Below are 18,619 nucleotides of genomic sequence, written 5' to 3'. Positions count from 1 at the left end.
TTTAACGAGCGCTTAATTTAATGAGCACAAGGTTTAGATTGTATTATGTAGTTGGGCCCAGTTCATTTCGAGTTCGGCGGCACTCATAGGCTTCGCGTAATACATGCCTTGTATAGTATCAACCCCCATAGCCACTAACCTATCTCTAATCTCAAGCGTTTCAATTCCTTCAACAGTTACCTCATAGCCGAGTTTTTTGGCAATATTAATACTGGCTTCAAGGATGTATTCCGACGGTTTATCCTGCTCCAGATCCTTTAAAAAGGCTTTATCGATTTTGACTTCATTAACGGGTAAATGCTTTAAATAAGCTAAGGAAGAATGACCCGTACCAAAATCATCAATTGCAAGTCTAACCCCTAAGGCACGTATCTTTCCTAACGTCTCGACCGCCTTAGTTAAATCCGCCATTAAAGTGCTTTCAGTAATTTCGATCATCAAAGATTCGGGTGGGAGCTGGTAATAGGCTAATCTTGCAGCAATTTCTTGGGGTAAGGTTTCACTGTCAAGGTCCCGTGTCGACAGGTTAACTGCAACACACAATTGTATCCCCGCCGCACGCCATTTTGCCTGCTGTGCTAAAACCTGATCGAGTGCCCATTGGCTGACTAAATCAATCATGCCAGCATATTCGGCTAAGGGAATAAATTCTCCCGGAGAAATAATCCCGAGTTCGTCATGCTCCCAACGCATTAAGGCTTCAACCTGAAAACATCGACCCGTGGCAATATCCTGTTTAGCTTGATACACCATATATACTTGATTACGTTGCAAACCTTTAGGCAAACTATCGATAATTTTCAGTTCCCTTAACTGACGAATATCATCATTTTGGGCATAGTAAGCAATCGCGCTACGAGAATGGCGGGCTTTCTTCAGCGCCAAATCGACTCGACGTAGCATCTGACTCGTGTCGGCGTGATGTTCTTGTAAATGCAGACAGCCGATTTGAAGCTTAACGCTGACGGGTGTGTTCTTAATGCTAAAAGGCACTTGCAACCGCCCTCTTAAGTGGACTAATTGCTCCTCAGTCAACGCTTGCTCGTAATATAAACAAAATTCATCACCATTGAGGCGTGCGATTAATCTCGGGGATAAACTTAAGCTGTTTAAGCGTTCGGCAAATTGCTTCAGCAGGATATCGCCAAACACAAAACCAAAGAGATCATTCACATAGCGAAATCGATAAATATCAATTAGCACTAATGTCCCTTGAGTCAGCGGCATCATGCCAGTAAGAGTACGTTTCAAGCCGACACGATTAACAAGTCCTGTTAGCTTATCCTTACCCACACTTGCCGGTAACGCCTTTAATAATTCATTTAAAGTATGGTAGAGAGGAACAAACGCTAGAGGGACGATGCCAATGTCTAAAGCTTGGCGTTCAACCTTTTGCTGCTCTAGCTGGGTACAAAGCTGTGCTAAAAATTTTTGCTGCGACCGTAAAGATCTGTATTTTGCCTGCAGGATATACAATGAAAATATCAATAAAATAAGAGAAGCGACAACTAACCCGATTACGAACATACCTTGGCCTCTGCCATACCACGTAAGCTTTTTCTCAAATGACACGATAAAAGATATCAGCGCCATTTGAATTCCATTTAGGCCTAACGATTATTGGTAACTTTCTCTAATTGAATGGAATTTATCCATAAACTCATCACTGGCTAAATCATCGGTCGTCACAGGTAATCCTCGGGCGACAAACACACCGAGACGTTGCTCTAGTTCAGTGCCCGCTCGCAATTCACCAGTATAAAAGGCCGCTGCACGGATAAAGTCGAGATAGGTGACATGATCGGGTAGATAAGGTAAATCAGCCCAACGCTCAACCACTTCCATCACTTCGGTAGAGAAATCCCAACTTTTCAAAACAGCACGACCCAAAGGCCCTTGCATTTTACGTACGAGCGCGCGTAATTGATCAATGCTAGTGAATAAATGGGGATGCGCCTCCGCTTCTGTCAATACAGGTAAGGCGCCAATGTTATGCACGAGTCCAGCTAAGGTTAAGGTATCAAAATTTAACCGACTGGTTGAATGGCGCTTATTGTACATCTGCAGCATGGCACAAGACGCAGCAGTTACATCGATTGAGGTACGCCACACTTCGTCCATGACTTCCCACACCATTTCATTGGTGGAAATGAATAATTGCTCCATCGCCACCGAAGTGGCAATGCTTTTAATCTGGATTAACCCAATACGAGAAACCGCACTGTTGATACTTTCAGCTGGCACGCCTCGGCTATATAGCGCGCTGTTAGCGACCTTAATAATACGCGCAGAAATCGCTGCATCTTGGCCGATCACTTCAGCCACTTGTTTAAGGCTCGCATCGGAGCGTCCAACCACTTCTTGCACCCGCATCGCCACTTCAGGCAAGGTCGGTAGTACTAAGGCATCGTCTTTTAGTTTTTTTAATAAACTGACTAACAGTAGATGTTCGGTAGACATCTTAACTCCCATCAATCTGTAAACATCAACATTGGATTGTTGGAGTATATCAGTTGGCTGTCATTAGATGCGTAGAAAAAACAGCAGACGTTAATAATTTGTATGATTGCGTTATCAATTTTGCCTTACTTATCTGTCTTGATCATCGACCTCAATCATCACTCAAGTTGAAATATTCCGCTCCAGTCGATCTAAGTAAAACTCACTATATTCGTAAAATGTGAAGTACTGCTAAAGTTAACTAAGGCAATTTGCATACCCCTACTTTCATTGTGTAAAATGCCGCCCCCGCGCACCGCGTCATTTATTAACCCATTTGAGAGTGATTATGTTTAAACCTGAGCTGCTGTCTCCAGCTGGAACCTTAAAGAACATGCGCTACGCCTTTGCCTATGGCGCAGATGCAGTGTATGCCGGTCAGCCAAGATATAGTCTAAGGGTACGTAACAATGACTTTAAAATGGAAAACCTTGCCACTGGGATTGAAGAAGCCCATGCACTCGGTAAAAAGCTGTATGTGGTGAGCAATATCGCGCCCCACAATGCCAAGCTAAAAACCTATATCAAGGACATGGAACCCGTTGTGGCGATGAAGCCTGACGCACTGATCATGTCCGATCCAGGTTTAATCATGATGGTGCGTGAAGCGTTTCCTGATCAAGTGGTGCATTTATCCGTGCAAGCGAATGCCATCAACTGGGCCTCGGTAAAGTTTTGGCAAACCCAAGGCATCAAACGCGTGATCCTGTCACGCGAATTGTCCTTAGATGAAATCGAAGAAATTCGTCAGCGCTGCCCAGATATCGAGCTTGAAGTGTTTGTGCATGGCGCCCTGTGTATGGCGTATTCAGGCCGTTGTTTACTCTCGGGTTATATCAACAAACGCGATCCTAACCAAGGCACCTGCACTAATGCTTGTCGCTGGAAATACGATGTACACGAAGCCCAGCAAAATGACAGCGGTGACATCATTGCCATGCCAAATGCGGTGCAAATTGAAACGCCAACGACCTTAGGCGCAGGCGCTCCCACAGATAAAATTTACCTACTACAGGAAGCCAATCGCCCCGGCGAATACATGCCCGCCTTCGAAGATGAGCACGGCACTTATATCATGAACTCTAAAGACTTACGGGCCATTCAGCACGTTGAGCGCCTGACTAAAATGGGCATAGACTCGCTCAAAATTGAAGGCCGCACTAAGTCCTTCTATTACGTTGCCCGTACCGCACAACTTTATCGCCGCGCGATTGAAGATGCTTCATCGGGTAAAGATTTCGACCGCAGCCTAATGAATCAATTAGAAGGCCTAGCCCACCGTGGTTATACCGAAGGCTTTTTACGTCGCCATGTCCATGATGAATACCAAAATTATGACTATGGCTACTCAGTTAGTGACACCCAACAATTTGTAGGTGAACTGACGGGCAAACGTAATCTTGCAGGATTGGCCGAAATTGAAGTAAAAAACAAGTTCTCCGTTGGCGACAGTGTTGAACTGATGACACCGCAAGGCAATATCAGTTTGACGATTGAACAACTCGAAAATCGCAAAGCTGAAGCAGTTGAAGCAGGCTTAGGTTCTGGGCACACTGTGTATCTACCCGTGCCGAAAGAAGTCGATTTGAGTCACGGTATTTTGCTGCGTAACTTGCCCCAAGGTCAGGATACTCGCAACCCACATGAACTAGGTTAAGATCATGGCACTACTGATCGACGATAGCTGCATCAATTGCGACATGTGTGAACCTGAATGTCCTAATCAGGCCATCACTATGGGCGAAGAGATCTATGAAATCGATCCAGACCGTTGCACCGAATGTGTGGGTCACTACGACAAACCGACTTGCGTGTCTGTCTGCCCCATTGATTGCATCGACCCAGATCCAAACCGTGTCGAATCTAACGACGAATTGTTAGTGAAATTTGCCGTGTTAACGCAAAAAGCTTAATCACGTCACCTGACCGAGTGGCTATAATGCCTCTCGGTCAAATCTGCTCTAATACCTGCCATAACCTGCGCAAAACAAGCCGCATAAAAAATCACAATAAAGATGCATTTAACGGTATGAGAAACCTTTAAATCGCTTAAATCCAAGCCTTTATCTCAGCATTAGTCAAAACACTACTTTAGACTGACTTCTTTTCAGCGGTGAATGTCAAAAAAGTAGCAGACGGAATTTATCGCTGCTTCACAGTTTATGATTCGGACTAAATATCGCTTGATAAATCACCACTTTTACAAACTCGGTTGTTTTAATAGACTAATAGTTATTATTTTGACGCTTATTTGTACACCTCACTCTTTAGCTAAGTAAAAAGTCACCCACGGTCAAATTGTAAATCAAGTGTTACATTTCAACCCTATGAATTAGATATACCTTAAGCATCGAACTGGGCAGGTTGAAAATACCTTCTACATTGAATTATGTCTCGAAGTCCGTGGAGACATAAAAAGAAAATGGAGTTCAACATGCATAAGAAACATTTAATTGCAGTCGCGGTCGCAACTGGACTTGCTTACTTCCCTGTTAACGCTAATGAATACCAAGCGAGTATGGTAAGTGTCCCACAATCTAAAGCCATCAAAGATACTTACATTGTTGTATTCAATACCCCAAGCATTCTTAATCTAAGTAATAACAACACCATAGCTGAATTCGCGACGAAACAAGCCGAGAGTTTAGTCAACCAATATGATGTCACTGTGATGAAAAACTTTGGCAATGTGCTCAATGGTGTACTCATCAAGGCCAGCGCCCAACAGATTAAAGCACTGCGTAAAGATCCAAATGTGAAATACATAGAACAAGATCAAATCATGTCAGTAACGCCTATGGTTGAAGCCAATGCCAATCAACCGAGTCCGACCTGGGGCATAGACAGAATCGATCAACGAAACTTGCCATTGGATAGTAACTATCACACGGATTTCGACGGCTCAGGTGTAACCGCCTTTGTGATCGATACTGGCGTGCTTAATACTCACAATGAGTTTGGTGGTCGCGCCAGCAGTGGCTATGATTTTGTGGATAATGATTACGATGCAACTGACTGTAACGGCCATGGTACCCATGTGGCAGGAACCGTTGGCGGCGCTACCTACGGTGTGGCTAAAAACGTCAATCTTGTGGGCGTCAGAGTACTCAACTGTTCAGGTTCAGGCAGTAACTCTGGCGTAATTGCAGGGATAAACTGGGTGAAAAACAATGCTTCCGGCCCCGCAGTCGCAAACATGAGTTTAGGAGGAGGCGCCTCCCAAGCAACTGATGATGCAGTCAATGCCGCAGTTGCCGCAGGGGTCACTTTCGTAGTGGCGGCGGGTAACGACAACAGCAGCGCTTGTAACTACTCACCCGCACGGGCGGTAAATGCCATCACGGTTGGTTCAACCACCAGTAACGATTCCCGCTCGAGTTTTTCTAACTTCGGAACTTGCCTTGATATCTATGCGCCTGGTTCGAGCATTACGTCCGCTTGGTATAACTCGAATTCAGCGACTAATACCATAAGTGGTACCTCAATGGCAGCGCCACATGTGGCAGGCGTTGCCGCATTATACTTAGATGAAAATCCAAATCTCTCTCCCGCACAGGTGACAAACTTACTTACGACGCGCGCCACGTCAAATAAAGTTACAGACGCGAAAACAGGTTCACCCAATAAATTACTCTTTTCACTCGCAGGCGATGATGGTGGCTGTGGCAATAATTGTCCCGTCGATGAAACACCACTGCAAAATAATGTGGGTGTCGCAATCAGTGGTGCCACAGGTTCTGCGACGTATTACTACATCGATGTCCCAGTCAATGCGGCAAGTTTAGGGATCAATCTAGCGGGTGGTTCTGGTGATGCGGATATTTATGTCAGCCAAGGGCAAAAACCGACGACAACAAGCTACCAATGCCGCCCCTATCAAAATGGCAACAACGAGAGCTGTAACTTCACGACACCTACGGCGGGTCGGTGGTATGTGATGGTGCAAGGCTATAATAATTACGCCAATGCCCAACTGACAGCCAGCTATAACCTGAATGGTGGCGGAAGCTGCACCGATGCAAACTGCTTAACCAATGGCGTACCTGTCACGAATTTAAGCGGGGCAACGGCAACAGAGAAACTGTACAAGATAGTGGTTCCAGCCAATAGCCAACTCAACATTGCCACCAGTGGCGGAACTGGAGATGTAGACCTGTATGTTAAAGCAGGCACTCCCCCAACGACCACCAGCTATGATTGCCGTCCCTATAAAAACGGGAACAATGAAAGCTGTTCGATTACCGTGACTCAAGCGGGAACTTACCATGTGATGTTACGCGCTTATTCGAGCTACTCGGGACTACAACTGAGTGCAAGCTACTAACTCATTGACCAAACCATACAATAAAGTTTAAATAAAAATAAGCCCACTAAGATAACAACTTAGCGGGCTTCTTTATGGAATTAGCAGTGTGTAGTCTCACTAAATAACGTTAAAAGCTTGGGGATTTGGCGAGAATAATTGTCGGTTTCGCTTCAATTTGCAGACGCTCAATCACAGCGGCAAGCTTTTCAACACTAAGACGAATTGGGGCTGGCATACTGGCAAATTCGATACTTAACAGCAGGTTTTTCACTTCAAGTCCTAATTCAGTATCACCTTGAATACTCAGCTTACGCTGGAAGAATAGCGTGTCGGGATCTTCCTTCGCCGCCGCCACTAACACTAGCTCAGCAGAGTTGGCACTAAAGGTCACCTGCGCATCGGTGAGCTCTCTGACTTGCCATTTTCCATTAAAACTGACTTCGAAGGCTAAGTTTATATCTTCCACTCGAATCGCGACCCATTTATCCGTCAAAAATCCAAGCTCATCGTCAGCAGCTTGCTCGGCAAGTAAGAGTTCAAGCAATTGGCTGATGGCTTTTGCTTTGAGGCTAAACGGCATCTTAGCAAGGGGAAAGCCAATGGCTTTTGGGGTGAACTCTAAAAGTTGCTGAGCAAATTTTGCGAAAAAAACAGCGGACATAGCGGGAACCCTACAAGAATAAAACATGATATATCCCAGTTTATCGGGATTTTATGATCTTAAACCTGTTTTAAATCAATTCATCGCCATTCAATCTTACCTACACTCAGCGGCTATCATTTTATCGGGAGCATCACTATGGAGCTGTTGTGTCCAGCAGGAAATCTGGCCTCGCTAAAGTCGGCATTACATGCCGGAGCCGACGCTGTGTATCTAGGGTTAAAAGACGACACCAACGCGCGCTCGTTTGCAGGATTAAACTTCACCCCCGCAAAATTGCAAGAAGCCACTGAGCTGACGCAAAAGCACGGCAAAAAAATCTTTTTGACCTTAAATACTTTTCCAAAGCCCGGTGAAGAGCATCGTTGGTATCAGGCTATCGATTTAGCGGCAAAACTGGGTATGGATGCATTAATTGTCGCCGATCTTTCTTTACTCGATTATGCCCATAGGCACTATCCAAACCTGTCACTGCATTTATCGGTGCAGGCCAGTGCAACCAATCTGGGTGCGCTGAGCTTTTATAAGGAAGCCTTTAACATCGCCCGAGTAGTATTGCCACGAGTGTTATCCATGAAACAAGTACGGGATCTTGCTAAAGTCAGCCCAGTGGATTTGGAAGTATTCGCCTTTGGTAGTCTGTGCATTATGGCCGAAGGGCGTTGCCAGCTGTCATCCTATGTAACGGGCCAATCGCCCAACACAGGTGGATCTTGTTCACCAGCAAAACACGTACGCTGGCAAGAAGAAGGACAGAACAGATTAACCCGGCTCAACGATGTGTTAATTGATAAATCAGCCCTCGACGAACAAATGGGTTATCCCGTGGTATGCAAAGGCCGTTACATCACAGCAGATCAAGATTCGCCGCAATATTTACTCGAATCACCAACCAGTTTGAATACCTTAAGCTTACTTCCAGAGCTAGCCAAGGCTGGCATAGTGTCGCTTAAAATCGAAGGACGTCAACGCAGCCCCGCCTATGTTGAACAAGTCACTCGAGTATGGCGTCAAGCCATAGACACCTATCTAAATAATCCAGCGCTTTACTCACAAAGCCAAAATCAACCCCATTGGGAACAAGCCCTAGCGAAAGTATCCGAGGGTCAGATCACTACGCTTGGCGCCTACGAGCGCGATTGGCAATAAAAGGTAAATAGAGAGCAAGATTGACAAAGGACACCTTATGAAGATTTCCCTAGGACCACTGTTGTATTGCTGGCAGAAACAGCAAGTCGCTGACTTTTACCAGCAAGTCGCCGCCAGTCAAATTCCCTTAGTGTATTTAGGTGAGGCGGTTTGTAGCCGCAGACGCGAACTCAAGTGGGGCGATTATCTAGAGCTGGCGCAAATGCTCAAGCAGGCGGGTAAAGAAGTCGTGCTTTCGACGCTGGCCTTAATCGAAGCGCCATCTGAATATACTGAGCTCAAACGTCAGGTCGATAACGGTGAGTTTATCGTCGAAGCAAACGATATGGCGGCAGTGTATCTTGCCAAAGAGCGTAAGTTACCCTTTGTCTGCGGCGCGAGTATCAATAACTACAATCGCGCTAGTTTAGATATTTTGCAGCGGTTTGGAATGCAAAGATTTGTCATGCCAGTGGAGCTATCTAAGGCTTGGTTGCAACAAGTGATTCAAGAACAGCCATCATTTGAGGTGGAAGTGCTCGGCCACGGCTATTTACCACTCGCCCATTCGGCGCGCTGCTTTACCGCTAGACACAAACAGCTCACGAAAGATCATTGCGAAACGGTGTGCCGTGAATACAGTAAAGGACTACTCGCGCAAACCCAAGAGCAGCAGCCTTTACTCAGGCTCAATGGAATTCAAACCCAATCCGCTAGCTGTTTAGATTTACGCAGTGAAATAGCGGCAATGACACAGATGGGGGTCGATGTGTTTCGAGTATCACCCAGTAGTCTTGACTGCATCACTAAAGCCAATGCTTTGGTCGATACGATTCAAGCGACTAAAAATACTCAGGATTTTTCGATGAATAGCAATCTTGGTATAACCCAGTGCAACGGTTATTGGTTTGGTGAAGCGGGCCTTGCTGTGCATGTGAATCCATAGCCTAGAGCTGAAGATAAGTCTAAATTCAAAGATAACTCAGCCAATGATTTTGGGATCTTGGCTGAAGCTTAACTGGCTAAAAAGCAGCACACTTGTCCAGCACAATAAACTTCCCAGTCCAATCCATTCTAGTAGGGCTGGCCACCACAAAGTAGGACGCGGCAGTTGCAATACCATCTCCTGATAAAACGGTCTATCGCCTTCGGTCAAACCTAAATTGAGCTGTGGCGCATACAGAAACGTCAACATGCTACATAAGACTATTAACGCCAACAACCCAGTCCAACGGCCAAAGTTAGACTTGCCGAAACAGACCAAGGCTAAGTAGAAGATCGCACTCAAACTCCCCAGATAGAAAAACCATTTCAGCCCAAGAACATGCAAGTGATACACGTTCACCGGAAATAATCCCACGCTCGCTAAAGCCAGAAAAGTGAGAGCCAAACTGATAAAGAAAGGGTATCCCCAGCAAGAAGTCACCTGCTGCAAAGAAGACAAACAATAGAAAACGAGGCTTAAACTGCCAAAAAACAATCCACCGTTAAGAATGACAGCGAAAGACGAATGACCATAAGTCCCTAATTCACTTAGGGTGTGATTCAAAAAATTGAAGCGATGGAATTCAGAATCATCGAACCCCAAAACAGTAATAACAATGCCAATTAAAAGCCCAAAGATCCCCAAAAAACCAAACTTAATGGCCAGTGTTGAGCCGCCTTTAATCGTAACCTTCTGTACTTTTGCGATCATGAATACTAGAGCTGGATGGGAGTAATACTAACTTACATGGAAATGAGAAGATTTAAAGCGGCGGGTATCCGCTTTATGAATAATATTTTTACTTTCATCGTTATTTGCGACTTTTTAGTCAATCACAAAAGCATCAAGATAGTGGAGAAGGTCACTTTTAGAGATAAGTCGATTTAAAGGCTTATCGCATAAAAATGTGTCCTAGTACCCAAGACTCCTTAACATTACCGCGATATGCACAACAGGTTCTCGTCAACGCTATATAGCCAGAGTTATCTCTATTGCACTTTCAAATCGAACAGAAAACCAGCCAACATGGCAGTAGCGCTAAAGTTGCTGATGTTTTTTTGTGCAGAAATAACATCTAGATAGTTTCACACACATCAGTAAACAAGTAATTAACCAGTCGTTAACCAACCTAAGGCAATTGATTGTAAGGCCATGTTTAATAATGATTTTACAGTAATACAATCCAATATAACCACTCTTAATTTATCGACAACTAAAGTAAAATAACTATGCTGTTTTGCTGCTTATATCAAACTAACTAGCGAATCGTTTTACATAGAGAAGCTAAGCGAGTAATCTTCCCCATTCTCGTTTTTGAGTTGAATTTAAATGCACCTTAATTAGCGTCGACAGCTTGTTACGTGCGGCTATTTATTCAAATTTACCATGTACGACTCGTACTTTAAGGTGTACAACATTGGCTACTGAAAATAAAAACCGAAACATTAAGACGATACTCACCTTTATCGTCCCTTCGCTGATTGGTCTGTTGTTATTTATGACCCCTATCAGCTACAACGATGCGATCACAATTCCTATCGCTATCATATCTAAAGCACTGCAAGGCGCATTGAGCGGTGTGCTAACCCTCATAGTGACTATTATTGTTGTGACTACGGCGCTGGCCTCTTTACTGTCAAAAGTGTTTAAGCCCACATTCGTTACGCAAAATCACTTCCTTAATGGTTTATTGAATGTCAGCCCTATGTGGTTGACGACTCGGATCTTAGGTGCAGTGTTTATCGTACTGACTTACTTAGGTTTAGGTCCAGAGATCATCAACTCCTCGAGCACTGGCGCATTAGTCTTAAACGACTTATTACCTGTGTTGTTCTCGGTATTTATCTTTGCAGGTATGTTACTGCCGCTGCTGCTGAACTTCGGCCTACTCGAGCTCTTTGGCACACTCTTAACGAAAGTGATGCGTCCCGTGTTCAATCTACCGGGTCGTAGCGCTATCGATTGTATGGCCTCATGGTTAGGTGATGGCAGTGTCGGTATTTTGCTGACCAGCAAACAATACGAAGCCCGTTTTTATACCCAGAGAGAAGCCGCAGTTATTGGTACAACCTTCTCGGCGGTATCGATTACCTTCAGCTTAGTGGTGATCTCACAAGTTAAGTTAGAGCATATGTTTGTGCCCTTTTATTTGACTGTGTGCCTCGCGGGTTTTGCCGCCGCTGTGATTGTGCCTAAGTTGCCACCATTATCGTGGAAGAAAGACAACTACATAGATGACACACCACGCATGCCAGATGATGAGCTGATCCCCGCTGGACATGGCGCCTTATCTTGGGGCTTTGATAAAGCCTTAGAAAAAGCCGCCAGTGCTGGTGGCATAAAAGCGGTCTTAAATGAAGGTATTAAAAACGTTGTCGATATGGTGTTTGGTATTATTCCTGTGGTAATGGCCATTGGTACGCTGGCACTGATTATTGCCGAGCACACGCCCATATTTAACTATTTGGGTATGCCGTTTATTCCATTACTCGAATTACTGCATATTCCAGAAGCCACTGAAGCCTCTAAAACAATCGTGGTCGGTTTTGCGGATATGTTTATTCCGTCAATCCTTGCCAGCTCAATTGAATCAGATATGACCCGCTTTGTAATTGCAGCCTTGTCTGTGACTCAGTTGATCTATATGAGTGAAGTCGGTGCACTGCTTATCGGCAGTAAAATTCCCGTCAACTTCGTTGAGCTTTTCGTGGTGTTTATTCTACGCACCTTAGTGACACTGCCTGTTATCGCAGGTGTAGCGCATTTATTGTTCTAACATTACGCTAGTTTGGGCCTAACGTAGGTTTTAATGTAAGTCCAACAAGCGTTCCAAAAAAGGGGAGTCAGATTAACTGACTCCCCTTTTTGCACTAACTCATACACGAACTGGCTGTTGTGATTATATAGCGTGACTTAATCGTACAATCTCCACTCGATACCACACAACTCACTTTTGGACATTTCCGAGTTAGACTTTTAGCTCGAATTAGTGAATTTCGAATTAAAATTTCTATGGGTAACGCCAAAAGAACCGGCGGCACAGCCGTCTGGTTGCTTTACTTGCTAGCATGATCCAGCCTACGAAAGGTAAGTGACTCGCTGCTATCGAAGTGCATTGGAATAACAAGGTAAGCCAGTCCTGTCGATACTCTGTTTCTACCCAAAACTAAATTTTGGTCGCAGTCCTTGTACAAGAATAATTGTGTATCGTGCCAGCCGACTAACTCACTTAGTTGGGGCAAAACCGTTGAATGGGAATATAGGGGCACTACACCGTCTTCTAAAGATTGTATAGATTCTGGATTACCGGATTTTCTAAGAATACCTTGAGAATATCCTTCAGCCAAAACTTTCCCAGCAGAATCAATAGAAAGCGAGATACGGTCTATATCCTGATGCTCTTCCAGTATGAGATCCTCTAATTCGGGCCAAATAATCTGTGAGAGGTAAACTCTGAAATGATCCTGTGCATTAGTTGCTTCGTTGGAGTATGTGCCTTGAAGTGCAGATAACTCGCCTATCTTGCAAAATTTAATGTCCGAATTCGGCGAGTTGGATGCGCAGCCCGTCACCAACAGAAAGGTAAGAACAATAAGTGTGTAAGGTTTCATTATTGGCATGCTAACGTCTTAGCATTTATGCGCTGCGTTGTTTGCGGGACATAAATTGCTTGCTGGACTTGGCCGCTGCCACATCCATGTTGATTAGTAAAAATGATGCTATAGGAATTTGCTTTTTTGCGGTAGCGTTTTTTTTTACAGTTTAGCGGATAATCACTTGATATCATTTTAGCTTTCTCATTCTTATACGCTCTCGCATGACTGATTATTGACCTTCATAGACAGCATAAAGGCCCCGCACTCAGGCTAACTCTCGTATCACATCCCCTCACTGGCTTGCGCCTATAAGGCAGGCTGCTTTTTGCTGTCGGTCATTCCGCTTCGTCTTGAGGGAGAGGCTATCCTGACAAACGTAGTGGCTGGTTTTTGAAAGTTCAGACGGGCATGACTTCTAGGTTGAAAGTAACCTCATCACATTAGCTTTTTTATAGCCACAACTTTATTCGCCCTACTTGCATTTTAGACTTTGAAACAAGCTTTGGGGCATATGTCGTCTAATGACGTTATGGCGATTCAAATCCCATCAAAAGAGTTGCTCGACGAGGCTTTGTAGTGTTAATACAGCTATCGTCCCATTAACTAAAAGGCTTGCCAAAACCCTTAATACCCCAGATTAGGACATCATTGTAAACATCAGAAATGTATTGGTAGGTGGAAAGGTCTACAGAGAATATTTTGCCTTTGAAAGGAGTGTAATCACTGTTATCCAACTCTTTAGATAACAGCACTTTAATCCGTCCTTTCCCTTGGCTGTATTTTTGTTTGAGTGGTTTGAATACCATGAGTGGAGCTTTTCCGCTCGTTAATGCGTGGATATCGCAGCGCAATAACAAGCCGTTGTGTGGTTCAAATTGAAATCTATCTTGCTTATCCATATCGGCGTAACTTTTTATATGAGCCCCTTCGAGAACCTTACTAATATTGCAGCCAGTGACGACGCAGCGGCCACCATATTTTTGATGTAATGCCTTAGTGAAATCATGTTGCTCTTTAGTGTTCCGATTGAGACCAAAGTAAAAATCACCTTCAACAGCACCAGATTGGGCCTGCTGAGAGGGGCGTTCAATACCGACAAACTCGCACACATAGTTACACTGTTCACAGTATCCAAGGAATTGAAGTAACTTTGATAGTTCATCGTTGCTAGTGGCGCTATTGCCAAGTGCATTGACAGAAATTGTCTGCTTGAAAGTGAATTTAACCCCGAGCGCATTAGTAAGCGATTCCCATTCGGTTCTGTGTTGCTCATCAGTGCCGTTCAAGTGAAAATAAAAGTCCTGCTTAGCTTTTTTGATCGAAAATAGGGTTTTTCCGCGCTCTATGCCAAAACCGATAGATGGATTGCCTTTGTTCAGAGTGTAAGCTGCAAGCCCTTTAGTGAGTTGGTTGTCTCGGAGGGTGGACAGCAGTAGTTGCATGCCTTGACGCGCATTTTCATTCTCCCTGCTAACACTTAAATGTGTAAAAAAACCGCTCTGAGCAGACAATGATATCGATTTCTTGAGCGGATAGGATTTCTTTGGGGCAGTAGACATTAAGCATTGTCCTTAATGGAGTGACTTCGAAGTGTTGATCAATCTCTAGTACGGCTTAATTTATAACTTTGTAGCATTACTAAAATTAGGTCAATCAGTGTATATCACATCTAGCCTAAATTTATGATGCTGACTCGCAATGGGGCAGAAGTAAGTTAAACCAACCTATCGGATCTAATTGCATCCTGATGTGAATCTTGCAGGTTCAGTCCAGGCTAATTCACCTTTTGTCATCTGCATGTCATCTAAACTTCATCATTCGGTCAAAGCCCCCCACTAAGCTCATATTCGTTAACAGCCTAATGGGGTGAATACGAGATGACAGGATTTAATTTCAGGAAACTTGAGAGGTCTACGCGGGAAGAGATAAATGACCCCAGCCTTTCCCCTCCCATCTTTAATCGCTCAACACAAACGCCAACATTAGCACCAACATCCTCAAATCAATTCAATTGTGCCGCTATTACCCCATCCGCATTAACTTCAGACCAGACGGCATCACCCCAGACAGCAAGCATCACAGTTAACGCCCTCTGGTTGTCAGATATCCATTTAGGCTGTAAGGATTGCAAGGCTGACTACCTGCTCAGCTTGCTTGAAACCGTGCGTTGTCAGCACTTGTATCTGGTCGGTGACATAGTCGATTTATGGGCGTTGAAACGTAAGCTGCACTGGCCCGATAGCCACAATAAAGTACTGCAAAAATTCATTGAACTGGCACAAAACGGCATCCAAGTGATTTATCTGCCGGGCAACCACGACGAACTGATTAAACCCTACGCCGAGCTAAGCCTGTGGAATATTAAAATTGCCCGCCAACATATTCACCACGGAATTGGCGGCCATAAACTCTTGATGCTCCACGGGGATCAGTTTGATGCCGATGTGTGTGTCGGCCGTTTCTACGCCATATTGGGCGACCATTTATATGACCTATTATTGTTCCTCAATCGCAATCTCCATAGCTTGCGGGAACGCTTAGGTTACCCCTATTGGTCACTGGCAAGTTATATCAAGTCCAAAGTGGGCAAGGCTCAAGCCGCTATTGGACATTACCGTCAAGCGGTACTCAACTATGCCCAGCACTTTGATGTTGACGGTGTGATCTGCGGTCATATCCATCAGCCCGAACTCTCGACTCACCCCAGAGCAGCCCAATATTACTCACCACTCAGTCCCCTTGAAAAGAGGCAGATCATCTACGCCAACGACGGTGACTGGGTCGAAAACTGCAGTTTAATCACAGAAACCTTAAGCGGCGAATTACAACTTTGCCGCTGGAACGAGCAAACGCTCAAGCTCGATATTCTCAACAGTATAGCGCTGGTACAACAGCCGCCTGAGACGCACAAAGACAAGCAACAAAAAACGGCAGCGCAGCAAATGCCAAACATAAATACCGGCGAAACTCGCCCAAGGGATGTTGCCTAACACTATGAATCAATTACATAACGCTATGGAATACAATGAAAAAACGCTAAACAGCAACCTTAGCCACAAAAAGCATACTGTGCCGTTTAAGGCGAATAACATGATTTTTACCGTTGATAATGTGGTTGAAAAAAATCTACCAGCGATCAATGACAAACCTTGGCTCGCTAAACCTGCCAAGGCCATGCTGCGTTACCTGCTCAATGAAAAACAGTGCAACGATATCGCCAATCAATATACCTATTTACAGGGCGTAGACTTTGTCGAACAAATGCTGGCGAGTTTTGACTTTAGTTTTACCGTGCCCGCCAACGAAATAGAAAATATTCCCTGTGAAGGCCGAGTGGTCATATTCGCGAACCATCCTATAGGTTCACTCGATGCATTAGCGCTCATCAAACTCATCAGTGAAGTTCGCCCTGATATTAAAGTCGTCGCGAATGAACTCTTGATGGCGCTGGAACCGCTGCACTCAATCCTACTGCCGGTGCGCAATATGACTGGTGGCACACCGAAACAACATTTAGAAAAAATCCACCAGCACCTGCGTAACGAAGGCGCAGTGCTGATTTTTCCGTCGGGCGAAGTCTCGCGTCTGCGCCCTAACGGCGTGCGTGATACCCAATGGCACTCAGGCTTTTTAAAGATGGCAATTTCCTGCAATGCGCCCCTACTGCCAATATTTTTAGATGCCAAAAACTCTGCCACTTTCTACGGCGCATCTATGATTTACAAGCCACTTGCGACACTGCTACTAGTGAAGGAAATGTTCAAGCAGGCTAAACGTAATATGCCGATCCGCATTGGCGAGCTCATTCCCAATGAAGCCGTACGCTCAATGGACTTTCCACTCAAGACCAAGATAAAACTGCTTAAAAATCACTTGTATCGTATTGGCAAAGATAAAGATCCACTGTTTATCACCCAGAGCGCTATCGCCCACCCCGAATCGCGCCGTGAACTGCAAGCGGCACTGCAACAATGTGAACTTCTAGGGGAAACACAAGATAACAAGTTGATTTATCTCTACCAACACCACGACAGTAATCCCATCATGCGGGAAATTGGCCGCCTGAGGGAAATCGCCTTTCGCGCCGTAGGCGAAGGTTCGGGCAAGCGCCGCGATATCGATAAATACGATTCCTACTACCAACACTTAGTGTTGTGGGATAAAGAGCAGTTTGAAATTATCGGCGCCTATCGTTTTGCCAGTGGTGAGCAAGTCTTAGCAAAATATGGCAACAACGCACTCTACAGCCAATCCCTATTCCAATACGCCGACAGCTTTATGCCCTTTGTGAAGCAAGGGTTAGAACTCGGTCGCAGCTTTGTGCAGCCTAAATATTGGGGTAAACGCAGTTTAGATTATCTGTGGTTTGGCATTGGGGCTTATCTCGCCAAGCATCCTGAATATCGTTATCTATTTGGCCCTGTGTCCATCAGTAATCAACTGCCTGGAAGTGCGAGGGAAATGCTAGTGCACTTTTATGCGCGGGAATTTGCACCTGCGCAGCAGATGGCAGTTTCCATGTCACCCTTTGGCTTATCTAAATCCCAAAAAGCTAAGTTAGATGACTTGTATTTCTCCGAGGATTATCAGAGTAACTTTAAGCAACTCAAACAAGTGCTCGCGAGTATGGGGGCGGCCGTACCTACGCTCTACAAACAATATGGTGAACTATGTAAAACCGATGGGGTTAAGTTTCTCGCCTTTGGTATCGACGCCGACTTTGGCGATTGTATCGATGGCTTAGTGCTGGTGGACACCCACAAACTGAAAGGCAAAAAGTATCAACGCTACATAGGCGCACACTTGCCCGAATCGGAGCGGATGCCAATCACAGCGGATGATGAGCCAGAGGTCCAAGATCTTTGAGTTAAAACTTTGTAATGGGTGTTGGCTAAACTTGCACCACTCTGTTATAAGTAACTGTAATGCTGCGCATTAACAGAGCGCATCCTAGGATGCGCAAGCTTAACAGGGGATCATCATGCCGATCATTATCGCCGATATTATGAGTACCCGAGTCGTCACGGTTGAAATGGACGATCGATTAACTGTGGCGAAGGAAATCTTCGACCAAGCGAGCTTTCATCACTTGTTGGTCGTCGATGAGTATCAACTTGAAGGCGTGCTATCGGAGCGGGATCTATTGCGCGCGATTAGCCCGAACTTAGGCAGTAGCGCCGAAACCGCAAGAGACTTAGAAACCCTACAAAAACGTGTCCATCAAGTGATGACGCGTAATCCGGTTACCGTCGCACCTCACATCAATTTAGACACGGCCACCCGCATGTTATTAGATAACAATATAGGCTGCTTACCCGTGTTAGAGGACGGTAAATTGGTTGGGATTGTTACTTGGAAAGACTTATTACGTGCCTATTGTGAGTACAGAGCACAAAATCAAAGCGAGTGCTAATCCTAAGACTGCACTCGCTTCTGTTCTCAAT

General features: G+C 44.9%; 15 protein-coding genes. 9 read left to right on the top strand and 6 right to left on the bottom strand.

Features of this window, described 5'->3' with window-relative positions:
* Positions 1-33: 33 nt before the first annotated feature.
* Entirely contained in the window at positions 34-1,527 is a 1,494-nt protein-coding gene (locus tag L5L77_RS00805; protein ID WP_263186107.1) for a putative bifunctional diguanylate cyclase/phosphodiesterase, read from the bottom strand.
* Between the two features lie 90 nt (positions 1,528-1,617).
* Positions 1,618-2,460 carry an HDOD domain-containing protein gene (locus tag L5L77_RS00800; protein WP_131523262.1) on the bottom strand — a complete coding sequence of 281 codons (843 nt, stop codon included), beginning with the start codon at positions 2,458-2,460 and terminating at the stop codon, positions 1,618-1,620.
* A 328-nt stretch (positions 2,461-2,788) separates the two neighbouring features.
* On the opposite strand from L5L77_RS00800, the gene yegQ reads away from it, so the two are divergent.
* From yegQ to L5L77_RS00785, 3 genes are all read left to right on the top strand, one after another.
* Complete coding sequence (yegQ, locus tag L5L77_RS00795; RefSeq protein ID WP_263186067.1) at positions 2,789-4,156, top strand: tRNA 5-hydroxyuridine modification protein YegQ; 1,368 nt, start codon at positions 2,789-2,791, stop codon at positions 4,154-4,156.
* 4 nt (positions 4,157-4,160) lie between these two features.
* Positions 4,161-4,412 carry a YfhL family 4Fe-4S dicluster ferredoxin gene (locus tag L5L77_RS00790; protein WP_006082676.1) on the top strand — a complete coding sequence of 84 codons (252 nt, stop codon included), beginning with the start codon at positions 4,161-4,163 and terminating at the stop codon, positions 4,410-4,412.
* Positions 4,413-4,933: 521 nt separating this feature from the next.
* Entirely contained in the window at positions 4,934-6,823 is a 1,890-nt protein-coding gene (locus tag L5L77_RS00785) for a S8 family peptidase (protein ID WP_263186065.1), read from the top strand.
* Between the two features lie 109 nt (positions 6,824-6,932).
* Here L5L77_RS00785 and L5L77_RS00780 read toward each other — a convergent pair whose 3' ends face one another.
* Positions 6,933-7,466 (bottom strand): SCP2 domain-containing protein, encoded by a 534-nt coding sequence (locus L5L77_RS00780; protein ID WP_219234640.1) that lies wholly within the window; start codon positions 7,464-7,466, stop codon positions 6,933-6,935.
* Positions 7,467-7,604: 138 nt separating this feature from the next.
* On the opposite strand from L5L77_RS00780, the gene L5L77_RS00775 reads away from it, so the two are divergent.
* Complete coding sequence (locus tag L5L77_RS00775) at positions 7,605-8,615, top strand: peptidase U32 family protein (protein ID WP_263186064.1); 1,011 nt, start codon at positions 7,605-7,607, stop codon at positions 8,613-8,615.
* Positions 8,616-8,652: 37 nt separating this feature from the next.
* Positions 8,653-9,540 (top strand): U32 family peptidase, encoded by an 888-nt coding sequence (locus tag L5L77_RS00770; protein WP_219251224.1) that lies wholly within the window; start codon positions 8,653-8,655, stop codon positions 9,538-9,540.
* 36 nt (positions 9,541-9,576) lie between these two features.
* On the opposite strand, the gene L5L77_RS00765 is transcribed toward L5L77_RS00770, so the two are convergent.
* Entirely contained in the window at positions 9,577-10,290 is a 714-nt protein-coding gene (locus L5L77_RS00765; RefSeq protein ID WP_028761881.1) for a hypothetical protein, read from the bottom strand.
* A 706-nt stretch (positions 10,291-10,996) separates the two neighbouring features.
* Here L5L77_RS00765 and L5L77_RS00760 point away from each other — a divergent pair.
* The gene (locus L5L77_RS00760; protein ID WP_173243401.1) at positions 10,997-12,355 is read left to right on the top strand and encodes a YjiH family protein; all 1,359 of its coding nucleotides are present in this window, start codon (positions 10,997-10,999) and stop codon (positions 12,353-12,355) included.
* A gap of 280 nt (positions 12,356-12,635) precedes the next feature.
* Here L5L77_RS00760 and L5L77_RS00755 read toward each other — a convergent pair whose 3' ends face one another.
* The gene (locus L5L77_RS00755) at positions 12,636-13,190 is read right to left on the bottom strand and encodes a hypothetical protein (RefSeq protein ID WP_147250498.1); all 555 of its coding nucleotides are present in this window, start codon (positions 13,188-13,190) and stop codon (positions 12,636-12,638) included.
* Between the two features lie 584 nt (positions 13,191-13,774).
* The gene (locus L5L77_RS00750) at positions 13,775-14,734 is read right to left on the bottom strand and encodes an HNH endonuclease signature motif containing protein (protein WP_263184617.1); all 960 of its coding nucleotides are present in this window, start codon (positions 14,732-14,734) and stop codon (positions 13,775-13,777) included.
* Positions 14,735-15,052: 318 nt separating this feature from the next.
* Between L5L77_RS00750 and L5L77_RS00745 the strand changes: the two genes are divergently transcribed.
* The 3 genes from L5L77_RS00745 to L5L77_RS00735 all read left to right on the top strand — a co-directional run bounded on the left by L5L77_RS00745 (position 15,053) and on the right by L5L77_RS00735 (position 18,588).
* A complete protein-coding gene (locus L5L77_RS00745) occupies positions 15,053-16,165 on the top strand; it encodes a UDP-2,3-diacylglucosamine diphosphatase (RefSeq protein ID WP_263185648.1) in 1,113 nt (370 codons plus the stop codon).
* Positions 16,155-18,041 (top strand): lysophospholipid acyltransferase family protein, encoded by a 1,887-nt coding sequence (locus L5L77_RS00740; RefSeq protein ID WP_263221799.1) that lies wholly within the window; start codon positions 16,155-16,157, stop codon positions 18,039-18,041. Before L5L77_RS00745 ends, L5L77_RS00740 begins: the two co-directional genes overlap by 11 nt.
* Positions 18,042-18,156: 115 nt before the next feature.
* Positions 18,157-18,588 (top strand): CBS domain-containing protein, encoded by a 432-nt coding sequence (locus tag L5L77_RS00735; protein WP_113939315.1) that lies wholly within the window; start codon positions 18,157-18,159, stop codon positions 18,586-18,588.
* Positions 18,589-18,619 lie beyond the last annotated feature (31 nt).

The organism is Shewanella sp. SM29 (assembly GCF_025654245.1).
GTDB classification, from domain to species: domain Bacteria; phylum Pseudomonadota; class Gammaproteobacteria; order Enterobacterales; family Shewanellaceae; genus Shewanella; species Shewanella oncorhynchi.
This window is presented reverse-complemented; position numbering and strand designations above follow the sequence as displayed.

Bases quoted from the DNA above. Each gene is read 5' to 3' on its own strand.
- L5L77_RS00770 (WP_219251224.1), top strand. From the start codon at position 8,653: ATGAAGATTTCCCTAGGACCACTGTTGTATTGCTGGCAGAAACAGCAA.
- L5L77_RS00805 (WP_263186107.1), bottom strand. From the start codon at position 1,527: ATGTTCGTAATCGGGTTAGTTGTCGCTTCTCTTATTTTATTGATATTT.
- L5L77_RS00765 (WP_028761881.1), bottom strand. From the start codon at position 10,290: ATGATCGCAAAAGTACAGAAGGTTACGATTAAAGGCGGCTCAACACTG.
- L5L77_RS00755 (WP_147250498.1), bottom strand. From the start codon at position 13,190: ATGAAACCTTACACACTTATTGTTCTTACCTTTCTGTTGGTGACGGGC.
- L5L77_RS00790 (WP_006082676.1), top strand. From the start codon at position 4,161: ATGGCACTACTGATCGACGATAGCTGCATCAATTGCGACATGTGTGAA.
- L5L77_RS00735 (WP_113939315.1), top strand. From the start codon at position 18,157: ATGCCGATCATTATCGCCGATATTATGAGTACCCGAGTCGTCACGGTT.
- L5L77_RS00750 (WP_263184617.1), bottom strand. From the start codon at position 14,734: ATGTCTACTGCCCCAAAGAAATCCTATCCGCTCAAGAAATCGATATCA.
- L5L77_RS00775 (WP_263186064.1), top strand. From the start codon at position 7,605: ATGGAGCTGTTGTGTCCAGCAGGAAATCTGGCCTCGCTAAAGTCGGCA.
- L5L77_RS00740 (WP_263221799.1), top strand. From the start codon at position 16,155: ATGTTGCCTAACACTATGAATCAATTACATAACGCTATGGAATACAAT.
- L5L77_RS00780 (WP_219234640.1), bottom strand. From the start codon at position 7,466: ATGTCCGCTGTTTTTTTCGCAAAATTTGCTCAGCAACTTTTAGAGTTC.
- L5L77_RS00800 (WP_131523262.1), bottom strand. From the start codon at position 2,460: ATGTCTACCGAACATCTACTGTTAGTCAGTTTATTAAAAAAACTAAAA.
- yegQ (WP_263186067.1), top strand. From the start codon at position 2,789: ATGTTTAAACCTGAGCTGCTGTCTCCAGCTGGAACCTTAAAGAACATG.
- L5L77_RS00785 (WP_263186065.1), top strand. From the start codon at position 4,934: ATGCATAAGAAACATTTAATTGCAGTCGCGGTCGCAACTGGACTTGCT.
- L5L77_RS00745 (WP_263185648.1), top strand. From the start codon at position 15,053: ATGACAGGATTTAATTTCAGGAAACTTGAGAGGTCTACGCGGGAAGAG.